The 22,561-nt window shown below is 65.9% G+C and carries 16 protein-coding genes and 3 pseudogenes; 13 read left to right on the top strand and 6 right to left on the bottom strand.

The genetic code is table 11. The features are described from left to right. Positions 1–214 precede the first annotated feature (214 nt). Positions 215–3,230, top strand: a pseudogene (locus tag NS6_RS28695) (Tn3 family transposase). A gap of 19 nt (positions 3,231–3,249) precedes the next feature. Here NS6_RS28695 and NS6_RS28690 read toward each other — a convergent pair. Continuing rightward, positions 3,250–3,897, bottom strand: coding sequence for a TetR/AcrR family transcriptional regulator (locus NS6_RS28690; RefSeq protein WP_043737888.1), 648 nt, complete (start codon positions 3,895–3,897; stop codon positions 3,250–3,252). 188 nt (positions 3,898–4,085) lie between these two features. Here NS6_RS28690 and NS6_RS28685 point away from each other — a divergent pair, with 188 nt between their 5' ends. The 4 genes and pseudogenes from NS6_RS28685 to NS6_RS36085 form a co-directional block, all read left to right on the top strand. Further along, positions 4,086–5,609 carry an MFS transporter gene (locus tag NS6_RS28685; RefSeq protein ID WP_210747209.1) on the top strand — a complete coding sequence of 508 codons (1,524 nt, stop codon included), beginning with the start codon at positions 4,086–4,088 and terminating at the stop codon, positions 5,607–5,609. After that, complete coding sequence (locus NS6_RS28680) at positions 5,606–6,049, top strand: universal stress protein (protein ID WP_043737890.1); 444 nt, start codon at positions 5,606–5,608, stop codon at positions 6,047–6,049. The genes NS6_RS28685 and NS6_RS28680 overlap by 4 nt, the downstream gene beginning before the upstream one ends. A gap of 21 nt (positions 6,050–6,070) precedes the next feature. Then, positions 6,071–6,598: a PaaI family thioesterase gene (locus NS6_RS28675; protein ID WP_051047383.1), complete on the top strand. Its 528-nt coding sequence runs from the start codon at positions 6,071–6,073 to the stop codon at positions 6,596–6,598. Between the two features lie 138 nt (positions 6,599–6,736). After that, positions 6,737–6,862 (top strand): annotated as a pseudogene (locus NS6_RS36085) (recombinase family protein); the annotation flags it as partial. A 94-nt stretch (positions 6,863–6,956) separates the two neighbouring features. Here NS6_RS36085 and NS6_RS28670 read toward each other — a convergent pair. From NS6_RS28670 to NS6_RS28665, 3 genes and pseudogenes are all read right to left on the bottom strand, one after another. Beyond that, positions 6,957–9,179, bottom strand: coding sequence for a tyrosine-type recombinase/integrase (locus tag NS6_RS28670; protein WP_051047384.1), 2,223 nt, complete (start codon positions 9,177–9,179; stop codon positions 6,957–6,959). After that, positions 9,176–9,517, bottom strand: a pseudogene (locus NS6_RS36080) (tyrosine-type recombinase/integrase); the annotation flags it as partial. The pseudogene NS6_RS36080 and the gene NS6_RS28670, both read right to left, overlap by 4 nt. A 54-nt stretch (positions 9,518–9,571) precedes the next feature. Further along, a complete protein-coding gene (locus NS6_RS28665) occupies positions 9,572–10,444 on the bottom strand; it encodes a site-specific integrase (protein ID WP_228792425.1) in 873 nt (290 codons plus the stop codon). 282 nt (positions 10,445–10,726) lie between these two features. Between NS6_RS28665 and NS6_RS28660 the strand changes: the two genes are divergently transcribed. The 5 genes from NS6_RS28660 to NS6_RS28640 all read left to right on the top strand — a co-directional run bounded on the left by NS6_RS28660 (position 10,727) and on the right by NS6_RS28640 (position 14,620). Continuing rightward, entirely contained in the window at positions 10,727–11,281 is a 555-nt protein-coding gene (locus NS6_RS28660; RefSeq protein WP_043737892.1) for a GNAT family N-acetyltransferase, read from the top strand. 188 nt (positions 11,282–11,469) lie between these two features. Further along, positions 11,470–12,408 carry a phosphotransferase gene (locus NS6_RS28655; protein WP_051047385.1) on the top strand — a complete coding sequence of 313 codons (939 nt, stop codon included), beginning with the start codon at positions 11,470–11,472 and terminating at the stop codon, positions 12,406–12,408. A gap of 17 nt (positions 12,409–12,425) precedes the next feature. Further along, the gene (locus NS6_RS28650) at positions 12,426–13,154 is read left to right on the top strand and encodes a HalD/BesD family halogenase (protein WP_054814845.1); all 729 of its coding nucleotides are present in this window, start codon (positions 12,426–12,428) and stop codon (positions 13,152–13,154) included. Between the two features lie 12 nt (positions 13,155–13,166). Further along, a complete protein-coding gene (locus NS6_RS28645; protein WP_043737894.1) occupies positions 13,167–13,961 on the top strand; it encodes an alpha/beta hydrolase in 795 nt (264 codons plus the stop codon). After that, the gene (locus NS6_RS28640) at positions 13,958–14,620 is read left to right on the top strand and encodes a DapH/DapD/GlmU-related protein (RefSeq protein WP_043737896.1); all 663 of its coding nucleotides are present in this window, start codon (positions 13,958–13,960) and stop codon (positions 14,618–14,620) included. Before NS6_RS28645 ends, NS6_RS28640 begins: the two co-directional genes overlap by 4 nt. Before the next feature lie 13 nt (positions 14,621–14,633). Here NS6_RS28640 and NS6_RS28635 read toward each other — a convergent pair whose 3' ends face one another. Together NS6_RS28635 and NS6_RS28630 are read right to left on the bottom strand one after the other, a co-directional pair. After that, the gene (locus NS6_RS28635) at positions 14,634–15,368 is read right to left on the bottom strand and encodes a glycosyltransferase family 25 protein (protein ID WP_043737899.1); all 735 of its coding nucleotides are present in this window, start codon (positions 15,366–15,368) and stop codon (positions 14,634–14,636) included. Then, positions 15,365–16,585 carry a hypothetical protein gene (locus tag NS6_RS28630; protein WP_082393300.1) on the bottom strand — a complete coding sequence of 407 codons (1,221 nt, stop codon included), beginning with the start codon at positions 16,583–16,585 and terminating at the stop codon, positions 15,365–15,367. Before NS6_RS28630 ends, NS6_RS28635 begins: the two co-directional genes overlap by 4 nt. Positions 16,586–16,986: 401 nt before the next feature. On the opposite strand from NS6_RS28630, the gene NS6_RS28625 reads away from it, so the two are divergent. From NS6_RS28625 to NS6_RS28615, 3 genes are read left to right on the top strand one after another with little or no spacing between them, the layout of a single operon-like run. Continuing rightward, positions 16,987–17,991, top strand: coding sequence for a PqqD family peptide modification chaperone (locus NS6_RS28625; protein ID WP_043737901.1), 1,005 nt, complete (start codon positions 16,987–16,989; stop codon positions 17,989–17,991). A gap of 24 nt (positions 17,992–18,015) precedes the next feature. Further along, entirely contained in the window at positions 18,016–19,410 is a 1,395-nt protein-coding gene (locus NS6_RS28620; RefSeq protein WP_051047388.1) for a radical SAM protein, read from the top strand. Continuing rightward, positions 19,407–22,454, top strand: a complete 3,048-nt coding sequence (locus NS6_RS28615; RefSeq protein ID WP_051047389.1) for a glycine--tRNA ligase — start codon at positions 19,407–19,409, stop codon at positions 22,452–22,454. The genes NS6_RS28620 and NS6_RS28615 overlap by 4 nt, the downstream gene beginning before the upstream one ends. Positions 22,455–22,561: the final 107 nt, after the last annotated feature.

Below are 22,561 nucleotides of genomic sequence, written 5' to 3'. Positions count from 1 at the left end.
TAGGAGCACGATGCGGACACCCTGGCCACCGGAGTCGGCGGCGCTACCACCTATCGATCCCCTAAAGGGGTAGCCGTAGCATCCGCCGAAAATCAGGCGGATATGGCGTAGCCGCCTGGTAGGCATCGGGTTTCGGGTTCGGCATGCGCTGTCGGCTGGTTGGTGCTTGGCTGCCGGTGTTGGTGTTGGTCGGCGCTGGTGGAGGCTGGGGTTCGTGGCGACGCGGATGTTCGCGGACGAGGAGTTGGAACGTCTGCGGGGATTCCCGGAGATCAGCCGCGAGGAGCTGTTTCGATACTTCACGCTCACGTCGGCGGATCTGGCGTTCGTGGATCCGGGCCGCGGCAGGGGACCGGCCGAACGGCTGGGCTTGGCGATCGCGTTGTGTACGCTGCCGTGGCTGGGATTCGTGCCGGATCGGCTGGTCACGGCCCCACCGGGGGCGGTGGCCCGCCTCGCCGAGCAGCTGCGGGTCGACCCGGTGGTGATCGGTGCCTATGGCAGGCGAGCCAAGACCCGCACCGAGCATGTGCGCCTGGCCGCGCGGTACCTGGGATGGCGTGCGGCCGGTGCGCTGGAGTTCAAGGAGCTCGACGAGTTCCTGCTCGCGCGGGCGATGGAGCACGATTCCCCGACTCTGTTGTTCCGGCTGGCGTGTGAGTATCTGATCTCGGCGAAGGTGATCCGGCCGGGCCCTGTCACCGTGGTGGAGCGGGTCGCCCACGCCCGGCACCAGGCCCAGACCGAAACCTATGACCGGCTCGCTCACGAGTTCACTGCGGCGCGGTGTGCGGAGTTGGACGGCTTGCTGGTCACGGACGCGTCGCTGGGGATCTCGCGGTTGCGGTGGCTGTCGACCGGGCCGGTGGAGGCGTCGGCGGCTGCGGTCCGCGCCGAGGTCGACAAGCTGGGGTTTCTGCGGGGTTTGGGTGCTGATCGGCTGGATCTGTCGGTGCTGCCCGCCGAGCGGCGCCGGTTCTTGGCCACGATGGGCCGGCGTCTGAGTCCGCAAGCCCTGGAGCGTCGGGATCCGCAGCGCCGGTATCCGATCCTGCTCACGGTGCTGGCCCAGTCGGGCACCGATGTGCTCGATGAGGTCGTGGTGTTGTTCGATCAGGCGATCTCGGCGAAGTTCGGTGCCGCCGAACGGAAGATGCAGCAGCAGCTGGCCGAGCGCGGCAAGACCGGCGAGGACCGCCAGGCGCTGCTGGACGATCTCTTGGAAATCGTCACCGACCCGACGGTGGCTGATGAGGAGATCGGCGCGCTGATCCGCGGCGAGAAGATCGGGTGGGAGCGCCTGCGCGCGGCGATCGCCCAGGCCAAACCCAGGTTGCCGCGTGATCACGGGCATCTGGCAGCGCTGGATTCCTCCTACAACTACCTGCGCCAGTTCACCCCCGCAGTGCTTGAAGCGGTGCGCTTCGCCGGCGGCACCGCCGCTACCGAGCTGCTGATCGCGGTGAACATGCTGCGCGAGCTGAACGCGACCGGGCGGCGCAAGGTCTTCGACGACGCCCCGACCGGGTTCGTGCCGACGAAATGGCGCGGCTACCTCGACGAGGCCCGAAAGACCGGTAGCGCCACCGCGTACCGGCACTACTGGGAATTGTGCGTACTGCTCGGACTGCGCGACGGGCTGCGCAGCGGGGATGTGTTCGTGCCCGGCTCGCGCCGCTACGCCGACCCGGCCGCCTACCTGATCACCACTGGGCAGTGGGAACCGCAACGCGGCGAGTTCTGCCGCCTGGTCGGGCGATCCGCCGATCCGGGCGTCGCGCTGGCGGCCGTGGTCGCCGAACTGCACGATGCGGTCGGTGAGCTGGAGGCGGTGCTGGCCGGCGGGGACGGCCCGGTCAGGGTGGACGAGGGCGGGGATCTGGTGATCTCGCCGCTGAGCGCGGAAGATGTTCCCGCCGAGGCGATCGCGCTCAAGGCCGAGCTGACCGAGATGCTGCCGTTCGCGCCGATCGTTTCCTTGTTGATCGAGTTGGACAAGCGCACCGGCTACCTGGACTGCTTCACCCACGCCGGCGGCCAGGCCACCCGGACGCCGGAGCTCAAACGCAATCTGATCGCGGTACTGCTGGCGCACTCGACGAACCTGGGGTTGACCCGGATGGCGCAGGCGTGCGGGATCACCTACGACATCCTGGCCTGGACCGATGAGTGGTATGTGCGCGAGGAGACCCTGCGCGCGGCCAACCTCGTGTTGATCGGCTACCATCAGCGGCTGCCGCTGACCGCGGTGTTCGGTGCCGGAACGCTGTCGTCGAGCGATGGGCAGCGGTTCCCGACGCGTGGGAAATCAACCACGGCCAGGCCGTTGAGCCGGTATTTCGCCAGCGAGGGCCTGTCGACCTACACCCATGTCACCGATCAGCATGCCACCTACGGCACCAAGGTGATCGTGGCGACCAAACGTGAAGCCCATTACGTGCTCGATGAGATCCTGGGCAATGCAGCGGATCTGCCGATCACCGAGCACGCCACCGACACCCACGGGGTCACCCTGGTCAACTTCGGGTTGTTCGACCTGCTCGGGATGCAGCTCTCGCCGCGGATCCGGGATCTGGGCCGGATCACCCTGTACCGGCCGGGCCCGCGCGCGCAGGCCGAGGCCCGGTTCCCGCACGCGGGCCCGCTGATGACCCGCAAAGCGAATCTCGGGTTTGATCGCCGAGCACTGGGACGATCTGCTCAGGTTGGCCGGATCGTTGAAGTTCGGGCACGCCACCGCGTCGCTGCTGGTCGGCAAGCTCTCGGCGTCGGGGCGGCAGAACACTCTGGCCGCGGCGCTCAAGGAGTACGGGGCGCTGCGGCGCACCATCTACGCCGCGAGGTACCTCTCCGATCCGGACTATCGGCGCAAGATCTCGCGGCAGCTCAACAAGGGCGAGTCGCTGCACGCGCTGCGGCGCGACCTGCTCTATGCCCATAAGGGGATGATTCGGGCACGCCATCTCGAGGACCAGACCGAGCAAGCCTGGTGCCTGACCTTGGCGACCAACGCTGTGATCGCTTGGACCACGGAGTATTACGGGCTCGCTGTCGATCAGATGCGTCGGGCCGGGCAGCGTATCGATGACGAGGTCCTGGCCCACATCAGCCCGGCCCACAGTGCCAACATCAATTTCTTCGGCGCGATCGAGGTCGACATCGACGCCGAGCTGGCCCAGCTGGGCCCGACCGGGTACCGGCCGCTGCGGGTGCGTGACACCTTGTTCTGACTGCGCGGCCGATCTGTGGTTACGGCCTGCCGGTGCCGGTCGGGCTGGTTGATGCGGTGGCTGTTGAGTGAGCGGTGAGGAAGTTGTCGACGAGCCGGGCGCAGTCGTCGTGGTCGATGGTGCGTAGTCCGGTGAGGCGGGCGAACACGATCGGGCCGAGGAGTTCGATGATGGCGAAGGTGGTGTCGAGTTCGCCGAGTGTGGCGCGGGCGTCGGGGCTGGTGAGGATCTGGTCGAACGGTCGGCGGTATTGCTCGATGACGCGGGCGCGTAGTGAGGTGAGCGCGGCCGGGTCGGTGTGGTTGTCGTCGATGGATCCCATGGCCAGCCAGGCCAGGGTGGTCATCTGTACCGGGGCCTGTTCGATGAGGTCGGCTTGGGTGGTGAGCAGCGTGAGGAGCTGCTCGCGTACCGGGGTGGTGCCGGTGAGGGCGTCGACGTGGGGGAGCAGCCGTTCGAAGGTCGCCGCGAGCAGATGGGTGGTGCTGCCGAAGTGCCGGTAGAGGGTGGCGCGCGCGACTTTCGATACGCGGGTGACCGCTTCGACGGTGACCGCCTCGACACCGCCGGTGGACAGCAGATGGGTGGCCGCGTCGAGCAACCGGTTGCGTGAGCGTGCCAGCCGCGGATCGGCCTGCTCGTCGTCCGCGGGGTGCGGGTCGGTCATGGACGCGTGTTCCTCCGGATTCGTGCCGTGCGGCTGTGGGTGTGAGTGGACTCTATCCCACACCCCGACCCCTATGATACGAATGGTCTCGCACAGAGACTATCGGTCTCTAAAGTCGGGAGGTGCCGGTGGACACGCCTGGGACGGACACTGTCGAGATCGCCCGGTGGACCCGGGCCGAGTGGTGGATGCTGACGGTGTCGTGCCTGGCGGTGGCGCTGGTGGTCGCGGCGATGGCGGCGTTGTATTCGGCGTTGCCGCAGATCGCGGTCGCGACCGGGGCCACCCAAGCTCAGCTGACCTGGATCGTCGACGGCTACACACTGGTGCTGGCGTGTCTGGTGCTGCCCGCCGGCGCCGTCGGTGACCGTTACGGGCGACGTGTGGTGCTGGTGGCGGGATTGGTGGTGTTCGCCGCCGCCTCGGCGCTGCCGCTGCTGCTGGACGAGCCGGTGTGGCTGATCGCGACGCGCGCCCTGGCCGGGGCGGGCGCGGCGCTGGTGATGCCCTCGACGCTGTCGATCCTGACCGCGGGGTTCGCCCCTGTTCATCGCGGCCGGGCGGTCGGGATATGGGCCGGGGTCGCCGGATCCGGGGCGGTGCTGGGGATCCTCGGTGCCGGGGTGCTGCTCGAACGATGGTCGTGGCCCTCGGTGTTCGTCGGGTTGACCGTGGCCGGGACGGTGCTGGCGGTGCTGGCGTGCACCATCGCCGAATCCCGCCACCGTGAGCATCCGCCGGTGGACTGGGTCGGCGCGGGCACGGTGGCGGTCGCGGTCGCCGCGATCGTGTTCGCCGCGATCGAGGTCCCCGCACGCGGCTGGGCCGACCCGCTCGTCGCCGCCGCGGCCGGGATCGGTGTGGCCGCGGCGGTGGCGTTCGTGGTCGTCGAACTGCGCAGCGCGGCGCCGCTGCTGGACGTGCGGTTGTTCACCCGCCGCGGTTTCGGTGCCGGGTCGCTGTCGGTGACCATCCAGTTCCTGGTCACCTTCGGAGTGTTCCTGCTGCTGGTGCAGTACCTGCAGCTGATCTTCGGTTACGGGCCGCTGGCCTCGGCGCTGGCACTGGCACCGATGGTGGTGCCGCTGGTCGCGATCTCGGTGATCGCGCCGTGGCTGTCGAGCCTGGTCGGATTACGGGTGATGACCGTGACCGGCCTGCTCACCATCGCCGCCGGGCTGGTGCTGGTGAGCCGGTTGACCCTGGCCGCAAACTATCCCGACCTGCTGTGGCCGCTGCTGATCATGAGCGCGGGCCTGGGATTGTGCACCGCCCCGGCGACCTATGCCATCGTCGCCGACACCCCAGAGGCCAAACACGGGGTCGCCGCCGCGGTCAACGACGCCGCCCGCGAGATCGGCGCCGCGATCGGGATCGCCGTGGCCGGCAGCGTCCTCGCCGCCGGCTACACCCACCGCATCCAGCCCGCCTTGGCCCGGCTACCCGAGCCCGCCCGCGGCCCGGTCGCCGATTCCCTGGCCGCCGCCCTGCAAGTCGCCGACCAGGCAGGACCGGTAGCCGCGCCGCTGGCCGAGTTCGCCCAAGCCGCGTTCGTGCACGGCAGCGGCCAGGCCGCGCTCGCACTGGCCGCCCTCACCACCGCCACAGCGATCGTGCTGGCCGTCCTGGCCCCCGGCCGCACGCCACGCCCGCACATGAGAACCTCTCCCCCCTCCTCACACGCCTCTCCTCGTGAAAGACGCCCGTCATGACGGCCTACCACACGATCATCGTCGACACCGACGGATCCGACCGCTCCTACCGTGTGGTCGAGCACGCCGCAGAACTCGCCCACGCCACCCACGCCCGGCTACTGATCGTCTGCGCTCGCCACCGCATCGACGAACACACACCCAAGGCCCACCTCGACCGGCCCGGACCCGAGACCTCCCCGCTGCACGGCAGCACCCCCGCCGACACCGTCCTGCGCATCGCCCACCAGCACGCCCTCGCCCACGGCGCCACCGACGTCGACACCCACATCCTGGACGAACCCGCCCTACCCGCGCTGCTGCACCTGGCCGCGGCCACCGCCGCCGACCTCATCGTCACCGCCAACCCCCACCGGTCACCACTGCTGGCCCAGCTGCTGTCCACCCCACCGATCGAGCTCGCCCGCAAAACCCACTGCGACATCCTCATCACCGCCTAAACACACTCACAGAAAGCACCCATGACCGAGAACACACCCAGCACCCACACACCCGAGCCCCGCCAGGTCCCGGACTGGATCCCCGCCTTCCCCGTACACGCACCCGACTCCGCCGACCTGCCGCCCCACCACGACCACTGCCTCGGCTGCGGACCGGCCAACCCCCACGGCCACCAGCTACGCGCCCGACGCGACACACACGGCGTCTACGCCCACCACCGCTTCGACTCCCGCCACGTCGGCGCCCCAGCGATCGCCCACGGCGGCGCGGTCGCCACCGTCCTCGACGAACTGTTCGGACTCCTGCTCTACACCGTCGGGGAACCCGCCGTCACCCGCCACCTCGCCATCGACTACCTCGCCCCGATCCTGCTCGACACCCCCTACACCCTCCGCGCCCACATCCACTCCCGCGACGGCCGCAAACTCCACCTGAAAGCCACCATCGAAAACGACCACGCCCACGTGGTCACCACCGCCACCGCACTGTTCCTCATCGTCGACGTCAACCACTTCCTCACCCCACAACAAACCCCCACACACCGATAACACCCCCTGACCTGTTCCGTAACCCGATCGTCCACCGGAACACCACGCAGAACGAACATCGGCCCAGCACACCGGTGTTCCGTAGAGGTGTTCCGCAAACTGTGCCGGTCAACCCCCGCCATCTGGAACACTTTCGGCATGGGTGAGCCGTTCCGCATCGGATACTGCCGCTGCTCCACCGACGAACAAGACGTCGAGATCCAAACCGAACAACTACTGGCGCTCGGAGCGCCGCGCGAGCGGATCTTCATCGACAAAGGGTTCTCCGGGACCACCCGCAAGAACCGGGCCGGCCTGGACAACGCACTCGCCGCCGCCACCTCCGCCGCAGCGGCCATCGACGAGCGACAGGTAGTGCTCATGCTGGCAGGTAGTTCCGTATGCGCGCCCGCATTCGCCGAGCGCAACCTTGCGGCGCTCGAAATGGCCCAGGAATTCCTCCCACTCGGCATCGGTAGGGGTGCGGTATTCCTCGCTCGGCCGCGTTCCTCGGCGCCGCGTGATGAACGCGCGGTGGCCGTTGATTGCTTCTTGTGGGTAGACGGCCTTGTAACCCATGGTGGTGGATATGTCGTTGTGACCCAGCAGCATGCGCAATGTGCGGGGGCATCCCGTTCAGAATTGCGTCCGTGGCAAATATTCTGCGCAGGTCGTGGGGCACGAAGTAGAGCGGTTGGCCGCCGGCGTCTTTTATGTCCGTCGACTCGAGTATTTCCCTGATGCATTTGCGGATCGTCGACGCCGCTATGGCTCGCGTATGGCTGCCGTTGTTCCACTGGAACAGCAGCGGAGCCGGCGTGGCCCAGCATCGTTCGGAGAGGTCATAGAAGGGGACCAATGGAATGGCTCCGTCCTTCTGCCGAACTCGGGCGATGATCGCGGATATGACATCGGCCAGCTCCGGACTGACGACGAGGAGGCGTTCCTCGTCGGTCTTGGACGGCGCGACGTGCAGCAGCGGGATGATCTGCCCTGCTTGGGGGTGTCGATACTGGATGATGCTGTGATGGCTCGTTTCGAGCATCTCCTCGACCCTGACGCCGGTGTGCCGAAGAAACTCGACTGCTGCCCAACCCCAGAAGGCACGATGGTCCTCGGCACGAAGGTGGCGGCGGCGGCCGGTCGAGTCGAAGACGCCCGTAACCATACTGAGCCGCTGATTTTCGTTTCTGCGTGCGGAGACTCTGGTGAAGGTCTCGCCGAAGACGGTGAACGGCTTGCCGGGTTCAGAATTCAACGCTGCGTCCAGTCGGAGGCGGGCCTCCTCGGTGCGGCGTTCGGCGGTCCGCACCAGAACTGGCAGCAAGGGCAGGCGTTCGCGGGTCCGCTGGTCCATGCGCGCCTTTCGGCGCGAATTGACCTTCCTGGTCGAGTGCGCGGTTTCCGACGCGCGGATGGGGCACGGAACGGCCCATCGCGGCCATCGCGCAGAATCCTCGGTAGCCCATTGCGCGATGTCCAGGTAGAACGCCCGGACTGTGGTCAGGAGTTGGAGGTAGTTCACCCGTGGGACGGTGACCTCGACGGTGGTCCCGTCCGGCAGGCGCTTATTCTGGATCTTGACGCGGAGGCGTTCTTTCCACGCATGCGCCACTTTCGGGTCGAGGTCGAGCGAGTCGATGCCTGGATGGTGTGCTTCCAGATCCGTCCAGAAATTCATAACCAGCACCCGCGACAACGAGTCGAGTGTGGTGTAGTCCAGGGCGACTTGCCGTTCCGCCAGGTAGCTGACCAGCAGGTTGCGGACCTCGGGATCAGCGACGTGATACCGATCCACGAGTCGCTCGATGCTGGATCGTCCGCCATAGTTCATGATTGCGCGCAGGGTCACCGGCGCACCCTGCGGAAGGAATCCCGCAGCCTCGAGCAGGGTGTAGAACAGATAGCGCCCCTTTCCGGGCAAACCGATGGCTATCTCCTGCTTGCGTAACTCGACACAGTCTCCGACGGTGATGTCGCGAACGCCGCCGCCCTTGGTCAGCAGCAGGACACAGAGCTGCCATCGGATGACGGGGAGGCAGGTGCTCGACCGGATTTCGGGCGTCATCGCCGTCTTGAGTAGCCCGAAACCCGACGGATCGCGATACTCGGCGATCCTAGTCGTCCAGGTTCCGGTTCGGTTGATAGTAAGCAGGAATGTCGGGCTGGGACAGATGATCCTTGCAATGGACAGCAGCATCAGCGCGGTCAGCAGCTGGGACTTGTCGCCTACCCGGCCGTGTGCCCGGTGCCATTCCGCGGCGGCCGCAGTCCAGTGCGGCTCAGCGGTTTCGGCACCGCTGGCCTGCCATCGCTGCTGCCAGGTCTCGCCAGGGAAGATCTCCAGCCTGCCGAGCAGCCTCTTGACACACAGTCTGCGACGAAAGCGCATATCGTCCGACACCGGAGGAAGCCGTAACCCCTCGAGCCGTTCAATGGTTTTCTCGACGGTCAGGGCCTGACGCGAAGCGGAAAGCACTGGTCGAGCGGGAAATTGATCCAGGATGGTCTCGGCGAGCACTCCACGCGCTTCGCGCGTCAGTTCCTGCTTTCGGCTGGTCGAACCGACCTCAGCCGTCGCTGTGGTTGTCGATGATTTCACTGCGTCCTGCCGAATATGACGTCGAGAGAACGTGGGTCGTAACCCGACGCTGGCGGCTCCGGTGGGGCTGCCGCGCGCTCGTTCTGGCGCGCGTGGTGGGCGAGCGCAGCCGTGATCACCTCACCGTGGGTAGGGGTGGTGTAGAGCTGCGTGGTCGTCAGATCGGCGTGGTCAAGGATCCACTGGACGTCGGTGATGTCCATGTCCGGGTCATCGGCCATGCGGTAGGCCGCGGTGTGCCGAAGGGCGTGGAGCGGATAGTTGGAGCCGAGCGCTTCCTGGGCGCGGGTGAACATTGCTCGGGCCGCGTGATAGGACAGCGGCCGCCAAGGTCGGCGTAGCGTGAACCAGAGTGGATGGCGGTGACCGCGGGAAGCGCCCTTGCGCCAGAGTTATTCCTGGTAGAGCCGCAGCCAGACGAACGCATCAGGCGAAGCCGGCAACTGCTGAGCTTTGCGAGAACCCTTTCGTGTAACCGTGATCAGTTGCTGGCCGGGATCCTCATCGCCCTGGCAGGCGGACAGTAGTTCTTCGGCGCGGGCGCCGGTGGACACCCAGAGCGCCAGCAGGGCGCGGTCCCGGTTCGACTTCAGTGCCGCGAACACCGTGTTGAATTGCTCGTCGGGGATCTTCTTCGGGATCCGCTTGGGAACCTTCGGCCGATAGCGGCCGACCCGCTCCTTCCGATGCGGATCCATCGGGTTGTGGTGCGCGTGAGCCCGCCTTGAGCGTCGTGAGCGGTCCAGCGGGAATGGGTTGATCAATGGGCCTTTGCCGAGTTCCAGCTGGAAGTCGTAGAACGCCCGCCAGACGGTCTCGGCGTGCGCCCGCGACGCTGGCGAGTACTTCGGTCCCGGGCTCGGCCTGCCAGTGACGGCATTGACGACCTGGCTGGGGCGGCCGCGGGGCAAACCGGGCAACTGGCCGTCGGTCCGGTGCCGCCAATGAACTCTCATCGGCTTGTCCGCCAACAACCTCCATCGTCCGAAGTCGCGCCCCTCCATTGGCGTTACTTTGTCCCACGACATGCCGATCGCGGCGAGGAACCGCCACCAGCGAAGCAGATCGCTGCCATATGACCGGATCGTCGACGGCTGCTTGTCGGTGGCCTGTAGCTCGGCGAAGTACCTCGCCGCGGGTTCGATGACCGCGCCGTTCGCGTCGAGAAGCTGGTATGGCTCCCACACGTCACCGGTCCTTTGGAGCCGACCGACGTCCGGCACAACGAGTCTCGACAGATATCGCTCGCCGCCCTCTTCGCACATGGCGAGGAAAGCTAGCAGAAACCTAAGCTGACCTGCAAGGATTACGAAGTTAGTTCAGTCAATACGTCATCGAGGCTTGCGGCGGGGTCTTGGAGGGGGTCGAGCTTTGGGCCGACGGCAGCACGATGCGACGGTACTGGATCGACTAGAGGCGCCATTGCTCGATCGTGGTCCCACCGCCGTCCCGCACCTTGGCGGTGAAGCCATTCCGTTGGCCGAACCCGCAGATCTCGGGTGTGAAATGGGCGTGCGCCTGCGTGGGCATCTCGGCAGGATGCGAGCATGGTTGCCCCGTTGGATATCCCGCGTTTGACTGCAAACGACAGATTTGTGCTCCGCTCCTGGGAGATCAGCGACCTGCCTCTGGTTCGAGAGGCGTCGAGCGACGATCACATCCCGTTGATCACGACCGTTCCGGCGGTGTACTCGCGAGAAGCAGGCGAAGCCTTCGTGCGTCGGCAGTGGGAGCGTGTATCGACCGGCAGTGGGTATCCGTTCGTCATCGTGCGGGTTGAGGACGGTCGGCCGCTCGGGTCGGTCGGTCTGTGGTTGCGGGACCTGGACGAGGGGCGTGCGATGCTGGGCTACTGGGTGGTCAAGTCCGCTCGTGGTCAGCGGGTCGCTGCGGAAGCGCTTCGAGCGGTCACTGCCTGGGCCCTTACTGACCTGGAGATCCGCCGCCTTCACCTATATGTCGAGCCCTGGAATGCCGCATCCCAGCGGACGGCTGAGCGTGTGGGTTTCCAGTGTGAGGGCCTGCTCCGCAGTTGGCAGCTGGTCGGCGAGGAGCGTCGGGACATGATCATGTATTCGATGTTGGGTTCTGATCTGTCCTGATCGGCCGCCTGTTGGCTGACCTCGGTGGGCACCTCCAGATTCGGTACCGTCGCTTACGACCATGACGGCCTCCTACTCGGTCAGGGCTACTATGACCCGCTATCGCCCGGGACGACGATCATCCCGGACGGGCTGCCGAGCGGGAAATTAGCTGGTGAAGGCCGCTGTTCGCGCGGCACTATTGTCCGATGACCGAGATCGAAATCCCGGTGTCCCGGATCGCGTGGAGCGAGCTGCCCATCTCGGTGCGAGGCGAGATCGAGAGTCGCTTGGGCGCGGGAGTGCGTTCGGGATCGACCCAACCGGGCGGATTCAGCCGCGGAATGGCATCCCGGCTAGCGATGGTGGACGGTCGCACGGTGTTTGCCAAAGCAATCCCCATCAGAGACCGTTTCGCCCACCGGTACCGGATCGAAGGCGACACCGCGACTCAGCTCCCAGCAGAGATCCCGGCACCAGCGGTGAGGTTCATGCTGGAAATCGACGGGTGGCGAGTCCTGGTATTCGACGACGTCACCGGTCGCCATCCCCGTTTCGACCAGCCTACGGAATTGGCGGCGGTGCTCGCCGTGGTCGAGGACATGGCACGGATGCTGACACCGAACCCACTACCGGACGTACCGACCCTGGCCGATGATCTCGGATCGGACTTATCAGGTTGGCGGAAGCTGGCCGGCGGCGAGCTGGCCGGTAACTTGGACGAGTGGTCGGCCCGGAACGTGGATCGGCTCGCTGTTCTCGAATCCGGGTGGGAGCGTGCCACGGTCGGGCAGACGTTGCTGCATACCGATCTTCGCGCCGACAACATGCTGGTGCGCCCCGATGGCACGGTGATGATCGTGGACTGGTCCTGGCCATCCGTGGGTGCGGCGTGGGTGGATCTGGTGTTCCTGGCGACCGCCTTCGCCCTGCATGGGGTCGATCCCGAACCGATCCTGGGCTCGCACGCCCTCACCCGGGGCGTCGATCCTGATGCGATCTCTGCGCTGGTGTGCGCGCTGGCGGGGTACTGGATCCGAGAGAGCCGTCGGCCTGGAGGGTCGCAGTCGGTGGCTCTGCGTCGGCACCGCGCCGAGTCAGGTCGCGCAACGGTTGCGTGGTTGCAGCGGCGGGTCGGGTGGAAGTGAGCGCAGCGCGGTCCGCTATGACCGGTGGTGTGAACACGAGGTACGAAGTCGAACATGCGCAGCGGATCGCCGCCGCGCATGACGACCTGGAGCGGCACGGTGCCGCGGTGGTGTCCTGGCTCTTTCCCGCGTCAGTTCGGTATGCGATTGCGGCTGAGGCCATCTGGTTGGCGGAGCAGTTGGGCGTCCGTCGGGACTTGGCTTTCGCCGAGACAGGTTTCACGCCTCGCCGGATGAGGAACGTGAGGCGGGCGCAGATCGCGGAGAGCGGAGTTGTGATCCGGGAGACGTATGCATCACCCGAGGTCGCCGAGGTTGTGGCTGCCGTGGCCGGTCAAGCTGTGTATTCATGCCCGTATGAGCCCGAACAGTTCGTGGTTACCCAGCTGGACCGGGTGGGTGACACGCATGGATGGCATTGGGACGATTACAGTTTCGCGCTGGTGTGGGTGGCCGAATGCCCGGACACCGTTGACGGCGGATTCGTCGAGTGTGTCCCGGGCACGGTGTGGGATAAGCAGCAGCCGGGCATCGAGCAGGTACTTCGTGATCGCGCGATCCACCGGCTGGAGGCCGGTCCGGGACAGGTGTATCTCATGCGGGCGAGTACGACGCTGCATCGGGTGCACCCGATTCGGCGGGGCCGCCGCACGATTGTGAACATGGCGTTCGCGGCGGAGGATGAATTGTCGCGGCCCGTATCGCACGAGACGATGGACGCACTGTGGTCCGAGCCTGGGGATTGAGCGGAGGAAACCTTGCCGGTTGAGAGCGTCACATTGGGATCAGTGGACGGTGTGCGGCTCGACGCAGCGGTCCATATGGCATCCGTTCCGGCCAAGGGGGTCGTGCTGCTGGTGCACGGGATCACTGTGGATATGGACGAGGGCGGTGGGATGTTCGTCCGCTTGGCCGAGCGACTGACCGCTGTGGGATTTGATGTCGTGCGGTTCTCGTTCCGGGGGCATGGAAACAGCGGTGGGACGCAACGCGGAGTGACCATTGCTGGCGAGTGCCTGGATCTGGAGGCTGCGGTGCAGTTCCTCCAGGGGCGGTTTCCGGGCCGGTTTTCGATTGTGGCGGCTAGTTTCGGGGCCGTGTCCACGGTGCTGTCGCTGCCGTGGCTTGCTGATGGGCTTGATCGGTTGGTGCTGTGGAATCCTGTCCTCGACCTGCGGCATACGTTCCTGGAGCCGGATTTGGCGTGGGGTGAAGAGAACTTCGGCGCGTCGCAGCGCAAACTATTGCACGACACCGGAGTCCTGGTGGTCGACGGGGAATTCGAACTCGGCCGCGTGTTGTTCAGCGAGTTCGCCCACTACGACCCACTGGCACGATTCCTCGACAGCACCGTGCCGTCGCTGATCGTCCATGGAGACCGTGACACCGCGGTCTCCTACGAGATTTCCGCTCGGGCCGCGATGTCGAGGCCGAATACGGCGCTGCGTACCATCGCTGGTTCGGATCACGGCTTCGACTCGCGGGAGCGCGAAGATCAGGCGATCTCGGAGACGGTTGACTGGCTGGTCGGCCAGGTCGCGCCCGCCTCGTGACTCCCAGGGACCTGCACGGGCCGATTCGGCTCGGTGATGATGTGATCATCGGCGAGCACTGCGTTCTGGGATGCCCGAAGGAAACGCGTCTGCGGGAAGCTCAACGTGGGCGATGGTCGGCGGGTACTCCTGTCGTGATCGGAGATCGGAGTCTGCTGTTCAACCAGGTCATCATCCAGGAAGGCACAGCTCTTGGCATGGAGTGCGTGGTAGAAGACCGGGCACGGATCGGGTACGGGTGTGTGATCGGCGACCGGACCCGGGTCGTCCACGGCGCCTACATCTGTGATCGCGTCACGATCGGCGCGGACGCGTGTGTCGCTGGGTTCGTTTGCGATGCGACGGTGATCGGTGACCGCGCGACCGTGATGGGCGAGCTGGTCCACGAGTACACGAGTCCGCATCTGGGTTGGTGGGGAGTGGATGAAGAACCGCCCGTGGTCGAGGCGGATTCGGTGGTCGGGTTTGGTGCACGAGTGGTCGGCGGCGTCCGGATCGGGCCTCGCAGCTACGTCGCGGCCGGCGCGGTCGTGACCAAGAACGTGCCGAGTGAGCACGTCGTCACCGGCGTCAATGTTCACACGCCGATCGGCGAGTGGCCCGGTAAACGTCTTTCGGCGCTGATCGAACACTGGACGGCACCGCGACCGATGCGGTGATCGAAGCCGCGCATCACCACCGAATGAAGTCGGAATTCTCGGTGTCGCTGCCGGCGTCGTCCTTCGGTCGTTGTGTGACCAGCGGCGGATCGAACGCTAGCGCGGTGAGTCGCGGTGCGAACCGTGCCCGCACATCGGGTCGTGGATGTGGTGTGTAGAGGGCGGGAAGGAACTCGTCGACCGGCACGATGGCCTCGGTGAGTTCGGTGGACAGTGCGGTACGCAGGCCACTGCGAGTGAGCAGATAGGCGTAGCTGCAGTGGCTGTAGCCGGGGTGGACGATCCCGGGAACCGGCGTAGGGGTGTCCGGCCGGAGCAGGTCGCGCCCGAGGTACAGCATGTCGAATGCGATATCGACTTCGTCGATCAGGTTCAGGGTCTGGAGAAGGCGTGGTGCGAATTCCGGTGGGAGGGTCGCGTCGTCTTCGAGGATCAGAGTGTACGGGGCTGCGCTGTGCTTCTCGGCGTGGTTCCAGCATGCGAGATGAGCGAGAGTGCAGCCTATTTCGCCGTATTTGAGCGGTCGATTCCACCACGGGTTGTCGGAGTCGATTTGCCAGTCGAACAGCTTGATTCCAAGCGCCTGGAGGTCGCTGGTGGCGAGTTGCCGGCCGTCGATGACCACGTCGAGGTCCGAGGTGTAGGTGACCGTCATTGCCGAAGGTAGCCGGGCGCTGATCCATGCTCGGCGGTCTTTCCGCCGTGGCAGATTCACGACATAGGTGGCGATGTCGTCCAGATTCGTCACGCCGTTTGCCCGGGGGAGCAGCGGTGATGGCAGGTGAAGCGTTTGGTGTTGTCGATCACGACTCCCCAGTTCGCGCCGTGGGGGCGGGACATGAGCAGCAGGGGCTCCATGACGGTGAGGTCGGCGACGTCGGTGATGCCGCCGACGCGACGGGCTTCGGTGACCACGACGAAGTCATCCTGACCGACGTGGTCGGAGAGGTATTCGACATTGGTGGGTCCTCGTCGTGGATCGAGTAGTGCGCGGGCCGCGCCGAGGACCCCGAGGGTGAGGCACCCGCCCAGCAGTAGCGCGGTGGTTCCCTGCACGGTGAGCCGGGTGAGCACGGCGAGGTCTTCGATCAGCTCGCCACCGGGTGTCCACCGTGGAGCCATACAGAGGTTGTCCAGTTCGGGTACGACGAGCGGGTCGTCCTCACCGAGCGGATTCGCATCAAAGTAGAAGGGTAACTGAGGGAGGAACTCCCGGTATTTGGCGTTCCACGGTGGGCCGCCGATCACCACGAGAACCTCGACCTGGGTATCGAAGTACTCCGAGGGCGCGAAGTCGCGCACAACCGCGGTGGGAGCGAGTTGCGCCAGTTGGGTGCGGACGAAGATCAATGTGTCCAAGTCAGCGAACTTGGCATACCGCAGGTAGTTCCGATCCTGTGGTGACGCATACTCTGGACGTTCGTCCACGGGGATTTCGGAGCAGACAATGTCGACGCCACCGCTAGGACGCAGGCCCCAGAACCGGCGCACAGCATCGTAGGGATCCTGTTTGCTGGCCCGGCCGTGGTGGCTCGGGCTGCGGTCGATGGCCTGCGTCTGTGCCCCGTCAGGAGCCGACGAGATCGTTACCAGGAGATAAGCCAGGGTGTCGAGGGCTTGGTCGGAACGGCGGCGCACGGTCTTGACCGCGCACTTGAGGTGCTGGGCCAGGGACTCTTGCCTGTCGGTGAGCGTCGGGTAACTGTGGTCAGGTCGAACGTTGAAATCCACTTCGGCGTAGACCCGCTCGCTCTCGGTGAGCTGACCGATCGCCTGACGCAGGATTGCGGCGAGATGTTCGATGTGTTCGGCAGAGCCAGGCTCGGTGTCGGAGTCGCGGCACAGATATGCCTGCACAGGTTCGTCGATGATGGTGAGCAGTGCTGTGGGCCGCGCCAATCCGAGTCCGCGGCGCACCCGTCTCAAGCTGTCCTTCACCTGGTCGATAGAGGGCGGCGCCAGCATCTGTCCACCTTATGTCCAGCGAAGGCGAATGCGACATCGGGTTTCCCGAGCGGCCGTACTACCTGTGTCCAGAAAATGTCCACTCCAGTCCAGGGTGTCCAGAAACTCGGGATGCAGCAGGGATAGCACATACAGCGCAGTGGACAGACACTCGAATCGTGGCTGATCGAAAATCTGTTCGGAAGTAGCAGGATTCGTGCACTCCAGCCACCGTCCAGGAGACCGACGGAAGGGAAAAGTCATGTCGGAGCACGCCACCACCACGGCCGAGCGTGGGGAGTACGAAGCCCCCAAGGTGGAGACGAAATCGATGATCAGCCGCCAGTGCGACTGAGATGACAACCCTGGTCGGCCGCGGTGTGGTCGGCCAGGGACCGGCGGCAACAACAAGGGGTGGTCGAATGCTGACCTTGTACGTGGGTGATCTCCACTTTTCGGGATGGTCGATGCGCGGTCGAGTCGCGGTGGCCGAGAAGGGCCTTCCAGTGGCCGAAAGGATCGTGGAGCTGGATTGGCCGATCCGGGAAAGTCCGGACGGGGTGCTGTTCGCCGGCGACGGGACCGACGAACGCGAGGCCGGTATCGGCTGCGCGTGTGATGCCGACGAACTCGCGGAAGCCGATGTCGAAGGCATTCTGGAGGACTCCGCGATGTCGCTGCTGCCTCGGGTCCCGATTCTGGCCGACACCGAGACCGGAGCCGTTGCCGGAGATGTGGTCTCGATCGCCGAATACCTCGATGAAATCGCACCGGACTCCGGTCCCAGCCTCATGGGCACCACGCGACGCCAACGGGCCTTGGTCCGCTCTATCTCCGCCTGGGCGAGTCACGACCTGCCGTACCTGCGCGAGGGCGCGTCCTACGCACGCTCGCTCCGTACCGCCCCCGGCATTCCTGGGCCCGGCGCGGTGGAGCAGGCACGGTGGCTGTGCGATGTAGTGTCCGGATTGTTGCGCCGTTCGGGCGGTCCGTTCCTCGTCGGAGACTTCGGGCTCGCGGATGTGATGGTGTCGACCTACTTCCAGCAGCTCCGCGGCTGGCATATCGGCATCGACGACCCCACCGTGCGCGACTACGCGGGTCGACTGCTGGAACGACCGTCGGTCGCTGACCACATCGACCAGGCCCGCGCGATCTACCGGGCCATCGACGAAGCCCCGACCGGGTCGCCGCAGTGGATCCTGCGCCACTACCGCTATCACCCGGGCAAGCAATTGCTGCACGACTGGCAACGCGACCGCTGCGAACAACTGGTCAACACCACCGCCGCGGAGGCAGTACAGCTGGCCTATCAGGGTCTCGACCTCGAGCAGATCACGCAGACGCTCGCCCAAACCTATGAGGTGCCGCCGGAGCGCGTTGCCGACGACGTCACCACGTTGTTCGCGCGGCTATCACCCGCCTGACCGCTCGACGCGAGGAGCATCGCTATGCCCGCCACCCTGTCCCGGGCCCTGACCCAGCAGCTGAGATACCGTGCCGACCTCGGCCTGCTGTTCGACCCACACACCGGCACCTTCCATCGACTCCGCAACGCGGTCGCCGAATCGATGGTGTCCCTGATGTTCTCCGGCGCCGATGACGACACCGTCATCGGCGATATCGCGCAGCGCTACAACGCCGCCCCCTCACGCGTCGCCGCCGACGCCGCCGACCTGGTCGCCACCCTGACCTCCCCGCAGCCAGCAGCCGTCCAGGACGACGGCCGCGGATCGTTGCTGGGCGTCGACAAGCGGTTCGACACGAAGCTGGACTTCCCGCTGCGGCTGGAAATCGAGCTCACCGCCGTATGCAACTGGGCGTGCGGATTCTGCTACAACGTGTGGAAGATCGACCCGGACATGAGCGACGCCGAGGTCCGGCGCGCGGTAAAAGCATTGCCGGAAAAGCATATTCCGACCGAGCTGGCATGCTCGATCCTCGACGAATGCGCAGACCGGGGCTGTTTCGTCATCCGCTACAGCGGCGGTGAGACACTGCTGCACCCCGATGCGATGGAGATCTTCGAACACGGTGGACGCCGCGGCCTGTACCAGGTGGTGTTCACCAACGGCCACTTCCTCACCGCCGAACGGGCGAAGCGGCTGGCAGCAGCGAACGTGCGCTGTGTCCTCGTCTCGATCCACGGCGACCGCGACACCCACAACGAACTGACCGGCCATCCCCGCGCCTATGACCGCGCGATCGACGCGATGCGACTGCTGATCGACGCCGGCATCACCGTGGTCGCGGAGATGACACTGGTCAAAAGCAACATCGACGGTGCGCTGGACGTCATCCGCGATGTGCATGCGCTCGGGGTGCGCGAGTTCGGCGTCATGCGCTACGTCCCGACCGGCCGCCACGACGACCGCTACGGCATTCCGGTGTCGGTCACCATGCCGCTGATCACCCGCATCGACCACCTCCTTGCCACCGAATGCCCCGGGATGACGGTGGCGTGGCCCTGCGCGCAGAAGGTGTGCACCTCCGATACCGACACCCCGTTACGGTCCGACGACCCAACCCTCGGATTGCGGCTGTCGCAGATATCCGGGCACTGCGAATCGGGAATGGTGTGGGGCAGCGTCTCCTACGACGGCCGATTGCGGAACTGTCCGCACTCCAACGTCTACTTCGGTTCCCTGCACACCGAACCCCTCGCCGGAGCATGGCCCGCCTTGACCGACGCCGTGCACGCAGCGGTCGCCACCAGGCCAACCTGCACCGGTTGCGCAGTCGCCGACGCCTGCCGCGGCGGCTGCCACCTGCCCAGCTTCTTCGCTCCAGCGACCGGAGTAGCGCTCGGAATGCCCGCTCTCGCCACCGATAGGATTTCCGGATGACCACGGCAACTGCCCACAACGACAACCCCTCCGTCCCCGTATCGATGCAGGAAGCGATCCTTCGTCTGCAGGCGTACTGGTCGCAGCGAGGTTGCCTGCTGGGTCAGCCGTTCAACACCGAGGTCGGTGCCGGCACGATGAACCCCGCCACGCTGCTGAGTGTGCTGGGTCCGGAAATCTGGAACGTCGCCTACGTCGAACCATCCGTACGTCCCGACGACTCTCGATACGGTAAGAACCCGAACCGCTTGCAGACCCACACCCAGTTCCAGGTGATACTCAAACCTGAACCGGGTGATCCGCAGGAGTTGTACCTGGGTTCGCTGGCCGCGCTCGGTATCGACCTCGATGCCCACGATGTGCGGTTCGTGGAGGACAACTGGGCTCAGCCGGCGATCGGGGCGTGGGGTCTGGGCTGGGAAGTCTGGCTCGACGGTATGGAGATCACCCAGTTCACCTACTTCCAACAGGTCGCGGGACAGAACCTCGACCCGATCCCGGTCGAGATCACCTACGGCCTCGAGCGGATCCTGATGGCGATCCAGGGCGTCACACACTTCGAGCACATCGCCTACGCGCCCGGCGTCAGCTACGGCGAAGTGTTCGGCCAGTCTGAGTACGAGATGTCGCGCTACTACCTCGACGACGCCGACATCGACACCACCCGTGGCCTGCTCGCCGCGTACTCGGCCGAAGCCGACCGGATGATCACCACCCGGCTGCCGGTCCCTGCGCATGTACATGTCCTGAAATCCAGCCACGCATTCAACATTCTGGATTCGCGCGGTGCGGTGAGTACAGCCGAGCGCGCGAAGTGGTTCGCGGTGATGCGCAAGCAATCCCGCGAGATCGCCGCCCTGTGGACCGACTTACGTGCGGAGGCCGGGTATCCGCGCGGAGTACACGCCCCGCCGCCGCTGGCCACTTCTCCCGTCGATCCCGCCACGATCACTTCAGCACCCGGATCGGTGCTGCTGTTCGAGATCGGCACCGAGGAACTACCGCCGCATGTCGTGACCGCGAGCATTTCCAGCGTGCGCGCCACACTCATCGAACTCCTTGATTCCACTGCCCTGCCGCATGGTGAGATCACCGTGCAGGCGACCCCACGCCGGATCGGCGTGCGAGTCGAGGGCATCGCCGATAGGGAACCCGACAGCGTGAACGTGCGCCGGGGCCCGAAGGTCGCCGCAGCCTACGATGCCGACGGTAAATCCACTCCGGCTCTCGCCGGTTTCCTTCGTGCGCAGGGTGTTTCGGCCGATGATCTGCAACGGATCGAAGTCGGCGGTGCCGAGCACGTCGCGGTCGAGAGCACTCGCGCCGGCCGTTCGGCGGCAGTGGTACTCACCGATGTCCTGTCCCGGCTCACCCTGTCGTTGCGGGCGGACAAGAACATGCGCTGGCGTGATCCGGAATTGAGTTTCTCCCGCCCTATCCGATGGCTCACCGCGCTACTCGGCGACCAGATCCTCCCGATCACCGCCGGCACATTGGTAGCGGGCCGCAGCACCCGAGGCCACCGCCAGTCCGCTACACCGACGTTCGATCTCCCTGCCGCCGACCACTATCTCCCAGTACTCGAGGCCGCGGGAATCGTCGTCGACCCGGTCGAGCGCCGCGCACGCGTCGTGTCCTCGGCCGCCGCTCTGGCTGAGGCCGCGAACGGCCGGATCGACGTCGACGGCGACGCCGACCTGATCGATGAGATCACCAACCTCGTCGAATCCCCGACCGGTATCCTGGGCCATTTCGACCCGAAATACCTCGACCTGCCAGAACAAATCCTCATCACTGTGATGCGCAAGCATCAGCGTTACCTCCCGGTCCGCTCCGGCGCGGGTGACCTGCTGCCGGTCTTCGTGACGATGGCCAACGGCGACTGCGACGCCGACGTCGTCCGCGGCGGCAACGAAAACGTGCTCCGCGCCCGCTTCGAGGATGCCGCGTTCTTCTGGAATGTCGACCTGACCATCGCCCCTGACCAGTTCCGGGCCCGGCTCGGGGCACTCATGTTCCACGAGAAGGTCGGCACCATGGCTGACCGCGCCGACCGCATTGCCACAGCGGCCTCCATACTTGGCACCCGCAGTGGCCTCCCTGCTGCTGACGCGGCCACCTTGACCCGCGCTGGTGCCCTCGCGAAGTTCGACCTCGCCACCCAAATGGTGATCGAAATGACCTCCCTCGCCGGCACTATGGCGCGCGAATACGCGACCAAGTCCCGCGAATCCGAACCAGTGGCCACGGCACTGTGGGAAATGGAGCTGCCCCGCTCGTCCGGAGACGACCTCCCCACCACCACACCCGGCGCGCTCCTTGCATTGGCAGACCGCTTCGACCTCCTGGTCGCGATGCTCGCCGTCGGCGCCAAACTCACCGGCAACGCCGACCCCTACGGCCTGCGCCGCGCGGCAGCCGGAATCCTGGCAATCCTGCGCGACCACCCCGAACTCGCCGACGTCACCATCCCAATCGGCCTCAGGACCGCCGCCGACCAACTCCGCGGCCAGGGCCTCACCATCGACCCCGCGGTCCTGTCCACTGCTGAGGAACTGATCACCACCCGCTACGAGCAGCGACTCCGCGACGAAGCAGTCGGTCCAGGACTCATCGCCGCAGTCCGTCCCTCCGCCGAGGCCCCGCATCGCGCGGACATGTTGATCGACCAGATCAGCGAAGCCAGCGAGGACAACCGATTCGCCGACCTTGTGGAAGGACTGCAACGGATCATGCGGATCCTGCCTCCCGCCGCGCCCACCACCTACGACCCCGCTAGGCTCATCGGCCCCGCCGAGCAGCAGCTCCTGACCGTGATGGGTTCGGTGCCTGTTGCCGATGGCAAGCCGTTGACCGAATGGATCCCCCACGGCCACACCCTGATCGAGCCACTGACCACGTTTTTCGACGATGTCCTGGTCATGGCCGACGACCCCGCCGACCGCACCGCACGGCTGGGTCTACTGGCCGCGATCCTGGCGAAAGCTCCAGCCGGAATCGACTGGCGAGAAGTCCACCAAATGCTGCAGAAGCGGGATGGATGACACTCGTCGACCCGGCACCGCGCAGGCGGCTGGAGCCATGGCGGATCGCGACGTCATTGTCAGACGGTCAGAGCTTCCGTCATGAGTTACCGCTGCCGCCGCGCGGG

Source organism: Nocardia speluncae NBRC 108251, assembly GCF_001613245.1.
Taxonomy (GTDB): domain Bacteria; phylum Actinomycetota; class Actinomycetes; order Mycobacteriales; family Mycobacteriaceae; genus Nocardia; species Nocardia speluncae.
Note: the sequence above shows the minus strand (reverse complement) of the source record. Positions and strands in the feature narration are given on the sequence as shown.